Annotated in this window: 14 protein-coding genes and 1 riboswitch; of the genes, 7 read left to right on the top strand and 7 right to left on the bottom strand. The window is 67.7% G+C overall.

Annotation, left to right across the window (positions count from 1 at the left end; genetic code table 11):
• Positions 1 to 35 precede the first annotated feature (35 nt).
• A riboswitch (S-adenosyl-L-homocysteine riboswitch) is annotated at positions 36 to 119 on the bottom strand.
• A 120-nt stretch (positions 120 to 239) separates the two neighbouring features.
• Both HMPREF3114_RS12715 and ppc read left to right on the top strand, forming a co-directional pair.
• Positions 240 to 2,756, top strand: a complete 2,517-nt coding sequence (locus tag HMPREF3114_RS12715) for a S9 family peptidase (RefSeq protein WP_070489878.1) — start codon at positions 240 to 242, stop codon at positions 2,754 to 2,756.
• A gap of 237 nt (positions 2,757 to 2,993) precedes the next feature.
• The gene (gene ppc / locus HMPREF3114_RS12710) at positions 2,994 to 5,705 is read left to right on the top strand and encodes a phosphoenolpyruvate carboxylase (RefSeq protein ID WP_053498817.1); all 2,712 of its coding nucleotides are present in this window, start codon (positions 2,994 to 2,996) and stop codon (positions 5,703 to 5,705) included.
• A gap of 101 nt (positions 5,706 to 5,806) precedes the next feature.
• On the opposite strand, the gene HMPREF3114_RS12705 is transcribed toward ppc, so the two are convergent.
• Together HMPREF3114_RS12705 and metK are read right to left on the bottom strand one after the other, a co-directional pair.
• The gene (locus HMPREF3114_RS12705) at positions 5,807 to 6,313 is read right to left on the bottom strand and encodes an acyl-CoA thioesterase (RefSeq protein ID WP_005415314.1); all 507 of its coding nucleotides are present in this window, start codon (positions 6,311 to 6,313) and stop codon (positions 5,807 to 5,809) included.
• Between the two features lie 139 nt (positions 6,314 to 6,452).
• Positions 6,453 to 7,664 (bottom strand): methionine adenosyltransferase, encoded by a 1,212-nt coding sequence (gene metK, locus HMPREF3114_RS12700; protein ID WP_005408103.1) that lies wholly within the window; start codon positions 7,662 to 7,664, stop codon positions 6,453 to 6,455.
• Positions 7,665 to 8,001: 337 nt separating this feature from the next.
• Between metK and HMPREF3114_RS12695 the strand changes: the two genes are divergently transcribed.
• From HMPREF3114_RS12695 to HMPREF3114_RS12685, 3 genes are all read left to right on the top strand, one after another.
• Positions 8,002 to 9,717, top strand: a complete 1,716-nt coding sequence (locus HMPREF3114_RS12695; RefSeq protein WP_070489877.1) for a bifunctional ornithine lipid synthase OlsF — start codon at positions 8,002 to 8,004, stop codon at positions 9,715 to 9,717.
• Positions 9,714 to 10,514, top strand: coding sequence for a UDP-2,3-diacylglucosamine diphosphatase (locus HMPREF3114_RS12690; RefSeq protein WP_053498813.1), 801 nt, complete (start codon positions 9,714 to 9,716; stop codon positions 10,512 to 10,514). Before HMPREF3114_RS12695 ends, HMPREF3114_RS12690 begins: the two co-directional genes overlap by 4 nt.
• 117 nt (positions 10,515 to 10,631) lie before the next feature.
• Complete coding sequence (locus tag HMPREF3114_RS12685) at positions 10,632 to 11,663, top strand: metal-dependent hydrolase (RefSeq protein WP_070489876.1); 1,032 nt, start codon at positions 10,632 to 10,634, stop codon at positions 11,661 to 11,663.
• Between the two features lie 48 nt (positions 11,664 to 11,711).
• On the opposite strand, the gene HMPREF3114_RS12680 is transcribed toward HMPREF3114_RS12685, so the two are convergent.
• The 5 genes from HMPREF3114_RS12680 to HMPREF3114_RS12660 all read right to left on the bottom strand — a co-directional run bounded on the left by HMPREF3114_RS12680 (position 11,712) and on the right by HMPREF3114_RS12660 (position 16,616).
• On the bottom strand, positions 11,712 to 12,539 hold the full coding sequence (locus HMPREF3114_RS12680) for a methyltransferase domain-containing protein (RefSeq protein ID WP_070489875.1): 828 nt from the start codon (positions 12,537 to 12,539) through the stop codon (positions 11,712 to 11,714).
• Between the two features lie 63 nt (positions 12,540 to 12,602).
• Positions 12,603 to 13,598 (bottom strand): tRNA dihydrouridine synthase DusB, encoded by a 996-nt coding sequence (gene dusB / locus HMPREF3114_RS12675; RefSeq protein WP_053500098.1) that lies wholly within the window; start codon positions 13,596 to 13,598, stop codon positions 12,603 to 12,605.
• Between the two features lie 147 nt (positions 13,599 to 13,745).
• Positions 13,746 to 14,177, bottom strand: coding sequence for a hypothetical protein (locus HMPREF3114_RS12670; protein WP_053500089.1), 432 nt, complete (start codon positions 14,175 to 14,177; stop codon positions 13,746 to 13,748).
• 149 nt (positions 14,178 to 14,326) lie between these two features.
• Positions 14,327 to 15,292: a ribokinase gene (locus HMPREF3114_RS12665; RefSeq protein WP_053500087.1), complete on the bottom strand. Its 966-nt coding sequence runs from the start codon at positions 15,290 to 15,292 to the stop codon at positions 14,327 to 14,329.
• A 25-nt stretch (positions 15,293 to 15,317) separates the two neighbouring features.
• A complete protein-coding gene (locus tag HMPREF3114_RS12660; protein WP_005415322.1) occupies positions 15,318 to 16,616 on the bottom strand; it encodes a NupC/NupG family nucleoside CNT transporter in 1,299 nt (432 codons plus the stop codon).
• A gap of 193 nt (positions 16,617 to 16,809) precedes the next feature.
• Here HMPREF3114_RS12660 and HMPREF3114_RS12655 point away from each other — a divergent pair, with 193 nt between their 5' ends.
• Both HMPREF3114_RS12655 and HMPREF3114_RS12650 read left to right on the top strand, forming a co-directional pair.
• Positions 16,810 to 17,781: an aldo/keto reductase gene (locus HMPREF3114_RS12655; protein WP_070489895.1), complete on the top strand. Its 972-nt coding sequence runs from the start codon at positions 16,810 to 16,812 to the stop codon at positions 17,779 to 17,781.
• Positions 17,782 to 18,069: 288 nt separating this feature from the next.
• Positions 18,070 to 18,264: a hemin uptake protein HemP gene (locus HMPREF3114_RS12650; protein ID WP_005412278.1), complete on the top strand. Its 195-nt coding sequence runs from the start codon at positions 18,070 to 18,072 to the stop codon at positions 18,262 to 18,264.
• Positions 18,265 to 18,325: the final 61 nt, after the last annotated feature.

The raw sequence follows: 18,325 nt of genomic DNA, 5'->3' as shown, positions 1-18,325 counted from the left end.
CGTGTGCTCCGGTTGTGGGCGAGCGGATGCTCGCATCTAGCCGGGCGCCGTTGTTACAAAGCCACCTTACCGAGCCTGGCCGGGCCTCGTGGGATCCGGTCGCAGCGCCCCTCGGCAGGGGAGAACCCCCATTATATCGCGGCCCCAGCGTGACATCGGCATGACCCAACCATCGGCAGATGGGGCCACGTGCACGGCCTGTTAAGGTCGGAGTTTTCACGCATCACACAGGTGGAACGATGAGCATGCACGCGCGCCGCACACGGCGCTGGACCGGCCTGGTCCTGTCGATGGGGCTGCTGGCGGTGGCCCCGCTGGCCTGGGCGGCCGCCTCGCAGCCAGCTCCGGCGCAGGCGCAGGGCGTCAATGGCTACGAACTGCCATCGGCCGCACTGCAGGCAGTGGTCGACGCGCCGCGCGCGCCGTCGCTGTTCCTGTCGCCGCGCCGCGACGTGGCCGCGATGATGCAGATGCCGTCGCTGCCGTCGATCCAGGTGGTGGCGCAGCCGGAACTGAAGCTGGCCGGCCTGCGCATCAACCCGCGCACGTTCTCCGACAGCCGCTTCAGCTTCGGTGAGAAGCTGTGGCTGATGAACGTGGCCGATGGCAAGGAGCGGCAGATCAGTGGCCTGCCGGCCACGCTGTCGATCGCCAGTGTGATGTGGTCGCCGGACCAGAAGTGGCTGGCCTTCAACCAGGTCGACGCCGCCAGCGGCGCCAATGAACTGTGGCTGGTGGATGTGGCCGGTGGCAGCGCCCGCCGCCTGGTTGCCGGCTTGAACACGGTGATCGGCAGCGGCTACCAGTGGCTGCCGGACAGCCGCGGGCTGGTGGTGTTCACCCGCCCGGCCAACCTGGGGCCGGCCCCGGCTGCCGACGGCGTCCCGACCGGCCCTGCTGTGCAGCAGACCAGCCAGGGTGGCGGCGTGGTGTCGATCCGTACCTATCAGGACCTGCTGAAGAACGAAGCCGACGCCCGCCAGTTCGATTACTACGCGACTACCCAGCCGATGGAAGTCGGCCTGGATGGCAGTACCCGCGCGATCGGTGCGGCCGGCATCTTCATGGGCTTCTCGGTGTCGCCTGACGGCCGCTTCGTGCTGCGCCAGCCGGTGCAGCGTCCGTACTCCTACGTGGTGCCGGTAAGCAGTTTTCCGCGCCGCATTGAAGTGATCGAGCGTGCCACCGGCAAGCTGGTGCATACCGTGGCGGTGCGCCCGCTGGTGGAAGGCCTGCCGACCGGCAACGATGCCGAAGTGACCGGCGTGCGCGACATCAGCTGGCGCGGTGATGCCGATGCCACCCTGGTCTGGGCCGAAGCGCAGGACGGTGGTGATCCGAACCGGGAAGCCAAGGTGCGCGATGCGGTGCTGATGCAGGCTGCGCCGTTCGACAAGCCGCCGGTGACCCTGGCCCAGCTTGGCAGCCGCCTGAGCGGCATCAACTGGGGCCGTGGCGACCTGGCCCTGCTGACCGAGTCGTGGTGGAAGACCCGCAGGACCAGGACCTGGCTGATCGCCCCGGACAACGCCGGTGCCGAGCCGCGCCTGCTGTGGGATCGTGACGCGCAGGACCGTTATGCCGATCCGGGGCGGCCGCTGCTGGCCAGCGATGAACGTGGTCGCTCGCTGCTGCAGACCGGCCCGGAAGGCAGCAGCCTGTACCTGGCCGGTGCCGGCGCTTCGCCGGAAGGCGACCGCCCGTTCGTGGACCGCTTCGACATCGCCACGGGCAAGGCGACGCGCCTGTTCCATTCGCAGGCGCCGAGCTATTCGCTGCCGGTGGCATTGCTGGACAACCAGGGCAATTCGCTGCTGCTGAGCCGCGAGAGCCCGGACGAACCGGCCAACTTCTACGTGCAGTCGCTGGCCGATGCCGGTGCCGCACCGCGCGCGCTGACCCGTTTCGCCCATCCGCTGCCGCAGCTGAAGGGCGTGCAGAAGGAGCAGATCCGTTACCAGCGCAAGGATGGCGTCGACCTGACCGCGACCCTGCTGCTGCCGCCGGGCTACGATCCCAAGCGCGACGGCCCGCGCCCGCTGCTGATGTGGGCCTACCCGGGCGAGTTCAAGAGCGCGGCCGCAGCCAGCCAGGTGACCGATTCGCCGTACCGCTTCAACGCGGTCAGCTACTGGGGCCCGCAGGCGTTCCTGGCCAAGGGGTACGTAGTGCTGGCCAGCCCGTCGATGCCGATCATCGGCGAGGGTGACAAGGAGCCGAACGACACCTACATCGAACAGCTGGTGGCCAATGCGCAGGCGGCGGTGGATGAAGTGGTGCGCCGAGGCGTGACCGATCGCGATCACATCGCCATCGGTGGCCACTCCTATGGTGCGTTCATGACGGCCAACCTGCTGGCACACACCCGCCTGTTCAAGGCCGGCATCGCGCGCAGCGGTGCCTACAACCGCACGCTTACTCCGTTTGGTTTCCAGGCCGAGGAGCGCAACTACTGGCAGGCGCAGGACGTCTACCAGAAGATGGCGCCGTTCAATTACGCCGACAGGATCAAGGATCCGATCCTGTTCATCCACGGCGTGGACGACAACAACTCCGGCACGTTCCCGATCCAGAGCGAGCGCATGTTCGCCGCGGTGAAGGGCCTGGGTGGCACCGCGCGGCTGGTGATGCTGCCCAACGAATCGCATGCCTACCGGGCACGCGAATCGATCATGACCATGCTGGCTGAAAGCGAGCGCTGGCTGGAGCAGACCATCGGCCCGGCCGAGCAGGGCAAGGCGAAGAAGAAGCGCTGATACCTGCATGAGGGCGGCCCCTGTAACAGGGGCCGCCTGTGCGGCTGCGCCGCCGCCCGAGCATGGGCTCGGGCGCTACACGGTGTCACGCGCCACGACGCTTGTAGAGCCGAGCCCCTGCTCGGCTGCGTCCGCCAGGGATGCGTGCAGATGAAACCATTTTTGCATCGCAGCACGCTGCCCGTTCTGGTTTAGGCTTGGGGTCTGGATCCGTTGACCGAGGCCTGTGCGTCGCCGATGAACGAGTACCGCAGCAGCATCGAGTTTGCTTCCCCCGATCTTCCGCTTCGCGATGACGTGCGCCGGCTCGGCGCACTGGTCGGTGACCTGCTGGTCGAGCAGGTATCGGCGGCCTTCCTCGACGAGGTCGAGGACGTGCGCACCCGCGCCATCGCCCGTCGCGAGAACCAGGCGCCGCTGTCGGAGCTGGCCGAAGGGCTGGCCGGGCGCACGCCGCAGCAGGCCGAGACCATGGTGCGGGCCTTCAGCACCTACTTCCAGGTGGTCAACATTGCCGAGCGCGTGCATCGCATCCGCCGCCGCCGTGACTACCAGCGTGCCGGTACCGCAGGGGCGCAGCCCGACGGCCTGCAGGATGCGCTGCAGCACCTGAAGGCGCAGGGCGTGGGCCTGGACGAGCTGGCGCAGTGGCTGCCGCGCATCGACATCGAACCGGTGTTTACCGCGCACCCGACCGAAGCGGTGCGCCGTGCGCTGCTGGAGAAAGAGCAGCTGATGGTGGCCAGCCTGGTCGACAACCTCGACGGCCAGCGCACGCCGGGGGAAGCGGCCGCCGATGCTGCGCGCTTCCGCATGGCGCTGACCGCGTCGTGGCAGACCACTGATTCCTCGCCGGTGCGGCCCACCGTCGATGACGAGCGCGAGCACGTCGGCTTCTATCTGGTGCAGGTGCTGTACCGCGTGATTCCCGTGCTGTACGAATCGCTGCAGCAGGCGCTGCGCGATACCTATGGTGAAGAGCTGCCACTGCCGCGCCTGCTGCGCTTCGGGACGTGGGTGGGCGGAGACATGGACGGCAACCCGAACGTGGATGCCCACACCATCCGCACTACGCTGGATGCGCAGCGGCAGGCGGTACTGGCGCGCTATCAGAAGGAACTGCTGCAGCTGGCCAGCCTGCTCAGCCAGTCCACCGAGCGGGTGGGCGTGAGCGATGCGCTGCAGGCGCGCGTGGCGCACTACCAGCAGCTGCTGCCGCAGGTACAGTCGCGCCCGCGCCATGCCGACATGCCCTACCGCCTGCTCAACGATCGCATGCGCGCGCGCCTGCAGGCCACGCTGGAAGACGGCGAGGGCGCTTACGCCGGCCCGGATGAACTGATCGACGACCTGCAGCTGATCCTCGACAGTTTGCGCGCCAATCGCGGCGAACACGCTGGCGGCTTCGCCGTGCAGCGGCTGTTGTGGCGGGTGAAGACGTTCGGCTTCCATCTGGCGCGGTTGGACGTGCGTCAGGAATCGAGCGTGCATGCGCGCGCGCTGGCGGCGGTGCTGGGCGGCGACCCGGCGTGGGAGGGCCTGGATGCCTTGGGCCGCGCGCGCCTGCTGGCACCGCATGCCAGTGGCGAGGTGCCGTTGCCGAAAGGCGACGACGAAGGCAACCGGCGGCTGGACGCCGTGTTCGCTGCATTGGCCGATGCCCGTGCGCGGCATGGCGGCGATGCACTGGGCAGTTACATCATTTCGATGGCGCACGACCGCAGCGACGTGCTGGCGGTGCTGGCGCTGGCGCGGCGTGGTGGCCTGGTCGATGCCGATGGCGGCGTGCCGCTCGATATCGCGCCGCTGTTTGAAACTGTGGACGACCTCAAGCGCGGCACCGCCACGCTGCGCGACCTGCTGGAGGATCCGGTGTACCGCGCGCACCTGCGTGCACGCGATGATGTTCAGATGGTGATGCTGGGCTATTCGGACAGCAGCAAGGACGGAGGCATCGCCGCCTCGCGCTGGGGCCTGCAGCGTGCACAGGTGGAACTGCTGGAGGTGGCGGCCGAAGCCGGCATCCGCCTGACCTTCTTCCATGGCCGGGGCGGCTCGATCAGCCGTGGTGGTGGCAAGACCACGCACGCGGTCGATGCATCGCCGCGCGGCAGCATCGATGGCCGCCTGCGGGTGACCGAGCAGGGCGAGGTGATCCATCGCAAGTACGGCATCCGTGCGCTGGCCCTGCGGTCGCTGGAGCAGGCTACCGGTGCAGTGCTGCGCGCCAGCCTGCGCCCGCGCGCGGCCGAACCGCGCGAGGATGCGTGGCGGCCGGTGATGGATGCGGTGGCTGCGGCCAGCAGCGAGGTGTATCGCCGGTTCGTTGGCCAGGCCGGTTTCATGGATTATTTCCGTACCGCCACGCCGATCGACGTGATCGAGCGGATGACGCTGGGCTCGCGGCCGTCGCGCCGGCTCGGCCAGGACGCAGCGCTGGGCAACCTGCGTGCGATTCCCTGGGTGTTCGCCTGGAGCCAGGCGCGTGCGGTGATTCCCGGCTGGTACGGCGTGGGCAGTGGCCTGCAGGCCGCGGTCGATGCCGGCCACGAACAGACCCTGCGCGATATGGCGCGGGACTGGCCGTTCTTCCGTACGTTCCTGGACGATATCGCAATGGTGCTGTCCAAGGGCGATATCACCATCGCCGAGCAGTTCTCGCTGTTGTCGGGTGAACTGCACGGGCGTTTCTTCCCGCAGGTGCAGCGCGAACTGGAACTCACCCGGCGCTGGCTGCTGGGGTTGATGGACCAGAAGACGCTGCTGGACCACGACGCGCGGCTGGCGCTGTCGATCCGCCTGCGCAATCCCTACGTCGATCCGATCAGCGTGCTGCAGGTGGAACTGCTGCAGCGCTGGCGGGCCAGCGGGCGCGAGGATGACGATCTGCTGCGCGCGCTGGTGGCGTGCGTGAACGGCGTTTCGCAGGGTGTGCAGAACACCGGTTGATCCGCATCCACCGGGCATGGCCCGGCGAACTCGAAAGGGTAGTGCCGGCCGCTGGCCGGCAACTGCGGCCTCGGTGGGGGCGGGGCTTGCCCCGCACGTCCTTATTCTTCCGGCGACGGCGGGTTCGACGCCAGCAGTTCCAGGTGGCGCTGCTCCATTTCCTGGCGCAACTGGCGGCGGATCTGTGCTGCGGCCTGGCGGCGCTTTTCGTCGGACGTTGCCGGCTGCAAGGGCGGGACAGGCGTCGGCCGGCCTTCTTCATCCACTGCGACCATCGTGAAGAAGCAGCTGTTGGCGTGGCGCACGCTGCGCTTGAGGATGTCCTCAGCCACCACCTTGATGCCGATCTCCATCGATGAGGTGCCGGTGTAGTTCACCGAGGCCAGGAAGGTGACCAGCTCGCCCACCGCGATGGGCTGGCGGAACATCACCTGGTCCACCGACAGGGTGACCACGTAGCTGCCGGCATAGCGGCTGGCGCAGGCGTAGGCCACCTGGTCAAGCAGGCGCAGGATGGCGCCACCATGGACCTTGCCGGAGAAATTGGCCATTTCCGGCGACATCAGCACGGTCATGGACAGCTGGTGGGTTTTCAGTTCGGTCGACATGCGGCGATTGTATCGGCAACCGGTAGTGCCGGCCGCCGGCCGGCAACCACGCGATTGTTTCCGGAGGTCATGAAAAAGCCGGCCAGCGGCCGGCTCTACCAGAAAAGAGAAGGGCCGCTTGCGCGGCCCTTCGTGTTGCTTACTTCAGCTTCGCATCGGCGCGCAGGGCGGCGGCGCGGTCGGTCTTCTCCCAGGAGAAGGCCGTGGCGTTGACGGTCTCGCCTTCGCCGTTGAGGTAGCTGAACTCCTTCGGCTTGCGGCCGAAGTGGCCATAGGCCGCGGTCTGCTGGTACATCGGGTGGATCAGGTCCAGCATCTTGATGATGCCGTACGGGCGCAGGTCGAAGTGCTTGCGGATCAGCTTCTCGATCTTGTCGTCGCTGATCTTGCCGGTGCCGAAGGTGGTGACCGAGATCGAGGTCGGCTCAGCCACGCCGATGGCGTAGGAGACCTGCACTTCGCAACGGTCGGCCAGGCCGGCGGCAACCACGTTCTTGGCCACGTAGCGGGCCGCGTAGGCGGCCGAACGGTCGACCTTGGACGGGTCCTTGCCGGAGAACGCGCCACCACCGTGACGGGCCCAGCCGCCGTAGGTGTCGACGATGATCTTGCGGCCGGTCAGGCCGCAGTCGCCCACCGGGCCGCCGATCTCGAACTTGCCGGTCGGGTTGATGTGGAACTTGGTGCCCTTGTGCAGCCACTTGGCCGGCAGCACCGGCTTGATGATCTCTTCGCGGACGGCCTCGATGAGGTCCTTCTGCTTGATGCCCGGGGCGTGCTGGGTCGACAGGACCACGGCGTCGATGGCCGAGACCACGCCGTTTTCATAGCGCAGGGTGACCTGGCTCTTGGCGTCCGGGCGCAGCCACGACAGCGGCGAGTTCTTCTTCTTGCGGATCTTGGCCTGCTGCTCGACCAGGCGGTGCGACAGGTGGATCGCGGCCGGCATGTAGCTGTCGGTCTCGTTGGTGGCATAGCCGAACATCAGGCCCTGGTCGCCAGCGCCCATTTCTTCCGGCTTCTTGCGGTCCACGCCCTGGGCGATGTGCGGCGACTGCTTGCCGATCAGGTTCAGCACGCCGCAGGTGGCGCCGTCGAAGCCGACGTCGGAGCTGTCGTAGCCGATGTCCGTGATGACCTTGCGGGTCAGCGCTTCCAGGTCGATCCAGGCGCTGGTGGTGATTTCACCGGCCACGATTGCAACGCCGGTCTTGACCATGGTCTCGCAGGCCACGCGGGCGCGCTGGTCCTGGGTCAGGATCGCGTCCAGCACCGCATCGGAGATCTGGTCGGCAACCTTGTCCGGATGGCCTTCGGAGACCGACTCGGAGGTGAAGAGATAGCTGGACATCAGGCGTAATATCCCTTGATTCGGATGGAAAGATGGGCGCGAATGATACACGGGGTGCGCCGCCTGTGCATTGTGAACCCGTACCGGTTGCCGGTGGTTAAGCCCGCGTAGGCCCGGCAGGGGCCGTCATGACGGGATTGGGGGCCAGCCTCGAGGCCCAGTGTTCCACCAGCGTGACAACAGACGGGGCTGCCCAACCCTCCCGACCGCGCAGTCCGCGACCCGGCCGTCAAGGCGGGCCGGCCGTCATCGTTCTGCCCCGAAACCGCCATCTGGCTGCCGCCTGCCGGGCGCAGGCTGTCGGCCAATCCGGCCGACGGGCATCAGTGGATCCGCCATGCAGGAACTCGAACAGCGTCTCCAGCAACGTTTCCCCGATTGGTTCCATGGCCGTCGCGGCCAATTGGCGCGGCCGTTGCTGCGCAGCGTCGGCCGCTGGTCGCGCCTGGACCAGATCGAAGCCTTCCTGCAGCGCAGCTCAGGCCTGCGCGGCTTCGGTTTCGTCGCCGCCGGCCTGGAGTTCATCGGCGGCCAGTACCAGGTGGATCCGGCCGCGCTGGCGAAGATTCCGGCCACCGGCCGCCTGCTGATCGTCGCCAACCACCCTTCCGGGGCTCTGGACGCATTGGCCTTGCTGGACGCGGTCGGCCGTATCCGCCGCGATGTGCGGATCGTGGCCAACGACCTGCTGGGGGCGATCGCGCCGCTGCAGGATCTGCTGTTGCCGGTGCGCATCCTGGGCGGCAAGGCGCAGCGCGGCAGCCTGCATGCGGTGGAGCAGGCATTGGCCGCCGAGCAGTGCGTGATTGTGTTCCCGGCTGGCGAGGTCTCGCGCCTGTCGCTGCGCGGCATCCGCGATGGCCGCTGGCAGCGGGGATTTGTCCGCTTTGCCCGCGCGGCCGGTGCGCCGGTGCTGCCGGTGCGGGTGGAAGCGCGCAACTCGGCACTGTTCTATGGCGCCTCGACCCTGTTCAAGCCGGCCGGTACCGCGCTGCTGGCGCGCGAGATGTTCACCCGTCGTGGCCGCCCACTGCGGCTGAGCATCGGCGAGCCGATGCGGCTGGGCGACGGCGGCGATCCGGGTGCCCAACTGCTGGCGGTACGCCGGGCACTCTATGCGCTGGGCCGCAATGGCGCGGCCGGCAATGCCGCTGCCTGCGCAGGCCCTGAGCCGCTGGCCGCCCCGGTGCCACCTTCGCAGGTCGCCGCTGGCATCGCAGCCGCCACCCGGCTGGGCCAGACCGCCGACGGCAAGCAGATCCTGCTGGCCACCTGCACTGCCGATTCGCCACTGCTGCTGGAACTGGGCCGCCTGCGCGAACTGACCTTCCGCCAGGTGGGTGAGGGCACCGGCCGCAGCCGTGACCTCGACAACTACGACCCGCAGTACGAGCACATCGTGATCTGGGACGCCGCCGCGCAGCGCATCGCTGGCGCGTACCGGATCATGCGTGGTGCCCACGCGTTGGCCCGGCACGGCCTGTCCGGCCTCTACAGTGCGTCGTTGTTCCGCTATTCCGACGACGCCATCAGCCACATCGCCGAAGGCCTGGAACTGGGCCGCAGCTTCGTGGTGCCCGACTACTGGGGCAGCCGCAGCCTGGATTACCTGTGGCAGGGCATCGGTGCCTACCTGCAGTGCCGGCCGGGGATCCGCTACCTGTTCGGCGCGGTGTCGATCAGTGCGGCGCTGCCGCGCGATGCGCGCGAGCAGCTGGTGGCGTACTACCAGCGCTATTACAGCGGCACCGCCGGCATGGCCGAATCGAACCGGCCGTTCCAGTACTTCGCCGCACCGCCCAGTTTCGGTGAGCTGGATGCAGGCGCCGCGTTCGACGTGCTCAAGGCCAACCTGGCTGCACTCGGTACCGGCGTACCCACGCTGTATCGCCAGTACACCGATCTGTGCGAACCGGGCGGCGCGCGCTTCCTCGCCTTCGGGGTGGATCCGGACTTCAGCGATTCGATCGACGGCCTGATCGAGGTGGACCTGTGTGCGATCCGGCCGAACAAGCGCAAACGTTACCTGCGCGACGCGGGGACGCCGGCATGAGCACGCTGGCGAACCTGTCGCCGCACCGGCGCGCAGTGTTCGTCTCCGACGTGCACCTGGGATCACGTCACTGCCATGCCACCGAGCTGGCGCGCTTTCTCTCGCAACTGCGCTGTGAACGGCTGTACCTGGTCGGCGACATCATCGACCTGTGGTGGATGGCGCACCGCCGTGCCAACTGGCGGCAGTCGCACAGCGAGGTCATCCAGGCGCTGCACGCATTGCGTCGCGCTGGCACCGAGATCATCTACATCCCCGGCAACCACGATGCATCGCTGCGCCAGGTGTGCGGGCTGATGCTGCCGGCGATGCAGGTGCGCCGCCGCGCCATCCACGTGACCGCCGATGGCCGCCGGCTGCTGGTCGCGCACGGCGACGACTACGACGGCGTGACCCACTTCGGCGGCCTGCAGGAAAAGTTCGGTGACTGGCTGTATTACCGCATCCTCACCGGCAACCAGGCATTGAACGCGGTGCGCCGCCAGCTTGGCATGCGCTACTGGTCGCTATCGGAGTTCCTGAAGAAGCGCAGTGGTGCGGCTGAACGCTACATCGAGCGCTTCGTGCAGGCCGGCCTGGACGACGTGCGCCGGCGCGGCCTGGACGGCATCGTCTGCGGGCATATCCACCGCGCCTCGCTGGTCGAACGCGATGGCCTGGTCTATGCCAACGATGGGGACTGGGTGGAAAGCCTGACCGCGCTGGTCGAAGACCACGACGGCGCGCTGCGCCTGCTGGACCACAACGGCCAGACGCTGGTGGAGCTGCCGGGCGCGCGGTTGTCGCAGGCGGCATAGCCCGCGTGTGCCCTTGTAGAGCCGAGCCCATGCTCGGCTGCTCTTCATTGCGTGTAACGGCAGCCGAGCATGGGCTCGGCTCTACATACACCGCGCGCAAGCCGCTAGCATCGGCCCATGGATTCATTGACCCAGATCGTGCTCGGTGGCGCCGTCGCTGCTGCCATCGCTCCGCCCGGCCATCGCCGCGCGGCCCTGCTGGCCGGTGCCGCGCTCGGCACCCTGCCGGACCTCGACGCCCTGTGGCTTGGCTTCACTGCGGCCGACCCGGTGGCGAACATGACCGAACACCGCAGCTTCAGCCATTCGCTGCTGGTGCTGCCCTGGGTGGCCGCACTGATCTGGTGGTTGTTCAAGCGCTTCGGCAATGGTCGCGTCGCGCAGTCACCGCTGCGCTGGTTCTGGGCGATCCAGCTGGCGCTGGTTACCCATCCCTTGCTGGATGCGTTCACCGTCTACGGTACCCAGTTGTGGTGGCCGCTGCGGCCACACCCAACCATGGGCTCCAGCGTCTTCATCATCGACCCTGGCTACACGGTGTGGCTGCTGCTGGGCTGCGTGCTGGCCTGGTTTGGTCGTGCGCGGCCCTGGGCGGGCAAGGTGCTGGGCGCGGCGTTGCTGTTCAGCAGTGGCTACCTGGGCTGGGGGCTGATCGCCAAGGCGCAGGTCGATTGGGCCGCCCAGCAGAGCCTGGCGGCGATGGGCCTGGGTGACGCGCCGCGCTTCTCGGTGCCGATGCCGTTCAATACGCTGCTGTGGCGGGTGGTAGCGATGACGCCCAATGGCTACGTGGTGGGTGATCGCTCACTGGTGGCCGACCATGGGCCGATGCGGTTCGAAGGTCATGCGTCCAACCTGCAGGCCTTGCGCGAAGCGCGGGCCATCCCGGCGGTGCAGCAGCTGCAATGGTTCAACCGTGGCTTCATGCGTGCGCAGGTCGTGGACGGCCAGTTGGTACTGAGCGACCTGCGCATGGGGCTGGAGCCGGACTACACCTTCAACTTCGTCGTCGCCGAGCAGGCCGACGGGCAGTGGCGGCCGATAACGCCCGAGCAGGTGCGGGCGGATTACAGCAGCCCGGCCGCGCGCGCCGACGCAAGTCGCCGGCTGGCGGCCATGTGGCAGCGGATCTGGCATGCGCCCGAGTAGATCCACGCCCTGCGTGGATGGCGGGAACATCAGCAGCGCCGCGTCGGCTCAGTACACCGTCGCGCGGCCCTGCACGAACGAGTAGAAGAACACCGCATTCGGGTCGTTCTGCACCAGCCGGAACTCGCGGCGCATGCCTTCCACGGTTTCCTCGTCCACCGAGCCGGCCTGCAGCAGCTGGTCGGCCGCCGACAGCAGCAGCTGCTCCCAGAACGCGATCATGGTCTTGCGACGGGCAGGCTCGCGGTTGTCCAGGTGGATGGTCTTGATCTCGGTGTGCACGTCGCGGAAGCCGCCGGCCAGCAGCAGGTTGCCCAGCTTGGCGCCGACGAACGGGTCGCCACCGTGGTCGTACTGGAAGTCGTTGAAGGCCATCCAGTAGCGCCAGAGGTGCGGCGAGTACGGATCAAGCAGGAACGAGGCATTCATCACCTCGGTGATGTAGACCGGTGAACCCGGCGCCAGCACGCGGCGCACTTCACTCAACACGCGTGCCGGTGACGGAACGTGTTCCAGCACCCAGCACAGGAAGGCCGAATCGAAGCTGCGCGCCTCGAACGGCAGTTCGCCGGCATCGGCCTGCTGCAGGGTGTAACGGTCGCTGCACCACGGGGTGCGCGCCAGGTTCTCGCGCGCGGTGGCCAGCTGGGTCTCGCTCAGGTCCACGCCGGTCACGTGCAGCTCGGGGAAGCGGCGCAGCAGGATCTCGGTCTGCGCACCCACGCCGCTGCCGACTTCCAGCAGGCGCCGCGCGCCGCTGTAGTCGATCTGGCCGAAGATGCTCGACTCCAGCAGGCGCGCCTGGGTCATCAGGCGCTGCTGCTCGGTGCCGGAGAACCCGTGCAGGTAGGTCGGGGAGGAAATCGGCGGGGTCATGGAGGCGGGCTCTGGGAGTTCAATTCGGTCGAGCAGGCTCGACGTTGTGACGCGGCAGGGCGGTCAGGCCGCCGAAGACAGCGCCGGTTCCCCGTCAATCAAGCGGTCGAAGTACTCGGTGGTCAGCGCGATCTGGCTCTGCGGGTCTTCGGCACGGTTGACCACCGCACGGAAGGCGGCGTTCTCCGGCCGATCCTTGGCATACCAGCCCAGGTGCTTGCGCGCGATGCGCACGCCCTGCGGTTCGCCATAGAAGGCATGCAGTGCGTGCAGGTGGCCAAGCAGGATGTCGCGCACTTCGGCCAGCGACGGTGGCGGCAGTTCCTGCCCGGTGGCCAGGTAATGCGCCACTTCGCGGAAGATCCACGGCCGGCCCTGTGCGGAACGGCCGATCATCACCGCGTCCACGCCGGTTTCCTTCAAAACGTGGGCAGCCTTCTGCGGCGAATCGATATCGCCGTTGGCGATGACCGGAATGCGCAGGGCGGCCTTGATCTCACCGATGGTGGCGTACTCGGCCTGGCCGGTGTAATGCTGGTCGCGGGTGCGGCCGTGCACGGCCAGTGCAGCGATACCGCTGTCCTCGGCGATGCGCGCGATCAGCGGGCCATTGCGGTGGTCACAGTCCCAACCGGTGCGGATCTTCAGCGTGACCGGCACGTCCACCGCGTTGACCACGGCTTCGAGGATGCGCGCCACCAACTGCTCGTCGCGCATCAGCGCCGAGCCGGCCCAGGCGTTGCACACCTTCTTGGCCGGGCAGCCCATGTTGATGTCGATGATCTGCGCGCCGTGGTCGACGTTGTAGCGCGCCGCCTCGGCCAGCTGCTGCGGCTCGGTGCCGGCGATCTGCACGCTGATCGGTGCCGGTTCGCCCTCATGGTCCATGCGGTGGATCGACTTGCGCGTGTTCCAGAAGCGCGGGTCGCTGATGGTCATTTCCGAGGCGGCCAGGCCCGCGCCCAGCCGTTTGCACAGCAGGCGGAAGGGCTTGTCGGTGACGCCGGCCATGGGCGCCAGCACGACGTTGGGGGCAATGGTGTACGGGCCGATCTGCATGCGCCCATTGTAGGGCGCGGGCGGCGGTACGGCCGTGTCGGGTACGGTCCGGTTCAGGCCGATCGGCACCGACCTCATGCCGTACCGGCATCAGCAGATGCTTGACGGTTGCTTCCGTCGCCCCCAAGGGCGGGCGATGGTGGGCGGCTAACCCAGGCTCTGCCAGGCCTGGCGGGTACCCAGGGCGAAGGCCAGCCCCAGGCCCAGGCAGGCCAGCGAACTGACCACCCAGAAGCGCCGGCCGTTGTACCCCGGCCGGAACAGCGCCAGGCCGAAGCCCGTCGCGGCGCGCAGCAGCAGCAAGGCAGCGATGGCGGGCAGGACCAGGCGGCTGGCCGGAAGCGGCGAATGCCAGCCCGCGGCGGCCAGTGCGTACAGGGTCCAGGCCACCAGCACGGCCGTGATGCCGGCGGTCATCAACGGTGGCCACCAGTGCCCCGCATGCGCGAGCCGGACCACGCGCTGGCCGGCACCGAAGTATCTGTACCACGCGGCGCCGAAGGCGATGCAGCCGATATGCAGCAGCGCCGCAGCGGCACTGCCTGCGGCCGCGACCAGCAACCAGGGGAATCCGTCCATGTCCTGCCCGTGCAAGGAAGCTGCGCGGATCGTGAGCGAGGGGCAGGGTGTGGGCAATGCGACAGGCGGTCGCAGGGGCTGGGCAATGGGCAAAAGAAAGGCCCAGGTGCCTGTGCACCCGGGCCTTGTCATCCACGCGTGGCGTGGAATTACTTGGCTTCGGCCTCGGCCGGGGTGAAGCGCGGCATCGCCGCTGCAGCGCCTTCCTTCTCGGTCGAGCGACCGGCGAACTGGTTGGCAAAGCGCACGTGGCGGGCGAACGGGGCGTCGGCCACCTGCGCCAGCGACGCGGCCAGCGCACCGTTGAAGGCATCACCGGCACCGGTGGTGTCGATGGCCTGCACCTGCTCGGCGCCGACGCGGTAGTACGGCTGGGTATCGCCGCGCAGGTTCTCGTCGGCATGCGAGACGAACACGCCCACCGAACCCAGGGTCACCACCACGGTACCGTTGCCGACCAGCTTGCGGCAGAGCGCATGCAGGCTGGCGCCATCCAGCGCGGCGACATCGTTGGCATCCACGCGCTCACCGACATGGCGGCCGAGCAGCGCGGCGAACTCGGTCTCGTTCGGGGTGATCACATCGGCCAGCTTGAGCAGGCCGATGGTCGAGGGCGCGTCCGCCGGTGCGGTGTTGAGCACGGTGGTGACACCGGCCTCGCGGGCCGTGGCCAGCGCCGCTTCAATGGTCTGCACCGGCGATTCCAGCTGCACCAGCACCACCTTGGCGCTGGTGAGCAATGCCTGCTGCTGTTGCAGGAAGTCGGTGCTGAGCGCGGCGTTGGCGCCCGGGCCGATCACGATGGTGTTGCGGCCACGCGCGTCCACGTAGATGCCCGCAGTGCCGGTCGGCTCGCTGCTGGCTTCGGCAATCAGGCCGAAGCCATCCTGCGCGGCCAGTTCGCGTGCGGTGGCGCCGCCGGCGTCATCGCCCAGCGCGCACACGAAGTGCGTCTCGGCGCCGGCGCGGCAGGCGGCCACGGCCTGGTTGAAGCCCTTGCCTCCCGGGCCGGTGCTGTAGCGGCCGGCAATGGTCGCACCCGGTGCCGGCAGCGACTCGCACCGCCACACGTGATCGACATTGAAGGAACCGACGACAACGACACTGCTGCTCATAGGAAATCTTTTCTCAACCAGGGGTTCAACTGAAGTGCGTCAGCACGCCGGCGATGGTCGCCGTCATGAAGGTGGCAATGGTACCGCCCAACACCGCGCGCAGGCCGAACTTGGCCAGATCGTGGCGACGTTCCGGCGCCAGGCCGCCGATGCCGCCGATCTGGATCGCGATCGAGCTGAAGTTGGCAAAGCCGCACAGCGCGTAGGTGGCGATCAGGCGGCCTTCGTCGGACAGGCTCACGCCCGCCACCTGGCCGTTCACGATCTGCGACAGCTCGGTGTAGGCCACGAACTCGTTGATCACGACCTTCTGGCCGATCAGCGAACCGACGGTGGTGGCATCAGCCCACGGGGTACCGATCACCCAGGCGATCGGGGCCAGCACGTAACCGAAGATGGTCGACAGGTTGGTCGGCTTGCCGATGGCAGCGGCCAGGCCGGTCACTTCGCCGAACCAGGTGAGCGGTGCATTCAGCAGCGCGATCAGGGCGATGAAGGCCAGCAGCATCGCGCCGATGTTCAGCGCCAGCTTCAGGCCGTCACCGGCACCGGCAGCGGCCGCGTCGATGATGTTGCTGGAGGTCTTCTCCACCTCCATCTTCACCGTGCCGCGGGTCAGCGGGGTGCCGGTTTCCGGAATCAGCAGCTTGGCCACGACCAGGGTGGCCGGTGCGGCCATGATGCTCGCCGCCAGCAGGTGCTTGGCGTAGAAGGCCTGCTGCGCCGGGTCGCCACCGCCGAGCATGCCCACGTAGGCCGCCAGCACGCCGCCGGCGATGTGCGCCATGCCGCCGATCATCATGGTCAGCAGCTCGGACTGGGTCATCCTGGCGATGTACGGGCGCACGGTCAGCGGCGCCTCGGTCTGGCCGATGAAGACGCTGGCGCAGACGCTGGTGGTTTCCGCGCCGGACACGCGCATCACCTTGGTGATCGACCAGGCCATCACGCGCACGATCGCCTGCATGACGTTGAGGTGGTACATGACCCCCATCAGCGCCGAGAAGAAGATGATGGTCGGCAGCACCTGGAAGGCGAAGATGAAGCCGTAGTTCTTGGTGTCCATCAACGAGCCGAAGATGAAGCCCGAACCCTCGTTGACGAAGCTCAGGACCTTGACGAAGCCCTTGCCCAGCGCATCGAACACGTCGCGCCCGCCCGGCACCAGGATCACCAGCGCCGCGAAGGCGATCTGCAGGGTGATACCGGTGGCAACCAGCTTCCAGTCAACCGCACGCTTGTTGTTGGAAAACAGCCAGGTGATGCCGATCAGCACCGCCAACCCGAACAGGCCGAAGCCGATCCTGCCCAAACCTTCGACCATGTGAGTGACTCCCCTGGGGCGTCGCGAAAAACGGGAAGCCTAGTGCAGGGCAGGGGCCGGGGCAAGAAAAAGCAGCGTGCGCGCGCCCATCGGTACCGATCAGGCCAGCAACGGCAAGGGCTTGCGGCCGGCGGCGGCAGGTAGAATGGGGCTCGATCCCGGCCCGGATGCGGGCCCGCAGCAGGAGATTCGCATGCAATACCGTCGCCTGGGCTCCACCGGCCTGCCGATTTCCGCCCTGTCCTTCGGCGCCTGGGTGACCTTCGGTGACCAGATCCCGCGCGACGAGGCCCGCAACCTGGTGGCGGCCGCCTGGGACCACGGCGTCAACTTCTTCGACAACGCCGAGGGCTATGCCAACGGCCGCGCCGAACAGGTGATGGGCGATGTGATCGCCGACCTGCGCCTGCCGCGCGATGGCATCTGCGTCTCCAGCAAGGTGTTCTTCGGCAGCGCCAAGGACCCACGGCCGACCCAGCGCGGCCTGTCGCGCAAGCATGTGACCGACGCCTGCCATGCCGCGCTCAAGCGCCTGCGGGTGGACTACCTGGACCTTTATTACTGCCATCGCCCGGATCCGGACGCGCCGATCGCCGAGACCGTGCATGCCATGGATACCCTGGTGCGGCAGGGCAAGATCCTCTACTGGGGGACCTCGGAGTGGTCGGCGGTGCAGATCCAGCAGGCGCTGGACATCGCCGAAGCACGCAACCTGCAGGGCCCGTCGATGGAGCAGCCGCAGTACAACCTGCTGCACCGCGAACGCGTCGAGGTCGAGTATGCGCCGCTGTATGCCGGTGCCGGCCTGGGCACCACCATCTTCTCGCCGCTGGCCTCGGGCCTGCTGACCGGCAAGTACGACCAGGGCATTCCGGCCGATGCGCGGCTGGGCCGCGAGGGCATGGAATGGCTGCAGGCGCTGGTACTGGGTGACGACGCCGAGGCCCGCCTGGCCCAGGTGCGCCGCTTCAGCGAAGCAGCGCGTAAGCTGGGCCACGCCCCGGCCGCGCTGGCGATTGCCTGGTGCCTGCGCAACCCGAACGTCTCCAGCGTGATTCTTGGCGCCAGCCGGGTCAGCCAGCTGCTGCAGAACCTGCAGGCGCTGGAGGTGCTGGAGCAGGTCGATGCGGCTGGCTGGGCGCAGGTCGAAGCCGCCTTCGCCTGACAGCCCTTTGCGGAGTCGAGCCATGCTGGACTTCAGATTGACCAGGTCTTTGTAGAGTCGAGCCATGCTCGACTCCGCGCGCAGCGCGTGCGTTTCCAGGCGACGGTGCCAGGAGCAGTCGAGCATCGCTCGACTCTACAAAAGCGCTGTGCCCGTCTTTTGATTGATGGTGACTATCGAATTTTCGAATTCGATCATTAATCCCATCAATCAAATTGAGAATGGTTGTTGATTGTCAACTGAGAATCATTATCATTTGACTCGTCCCTCGCACGAGTCCAGATGCTCATGAATGCTCAACCTGTACTGCTGCGCCCCGAAACGCTGACCCTCCGCGATCGTCCGGTCCGTGTCGTTCCGCCGGAAGAGGTCATCGACAGCGAAGCCCTGCTCAAGGGCCGTCGTGAAATCCTGATCCAGCACGGCGACCGCTTCTACCGCCTGCGGCACACCAGCAACGACAAGCTGATCCTGACCAAGTAATCGCGGCCTGGTCGCCCGCCTCCCTCCCTCCTGCCGGCAGCGCCGGCAGGGTGGGCGACCC

The sequence above is a fragment of the Stenotrophomonas sp. HMSC10F07 genome (assembly GCF_001807895.1).
In the GTDB taxonomy this organism is placed as follows: Bacteria; Pseudomonadota; Gammaproteobacteria; order Xanthomonadales; family Xanthomonadaceae; genus Stenotrophomonas; species Stenotrophomonas sepilia.
This window is presented reverse-complemented; position numbering and strand designations above follow the sequence as displayed.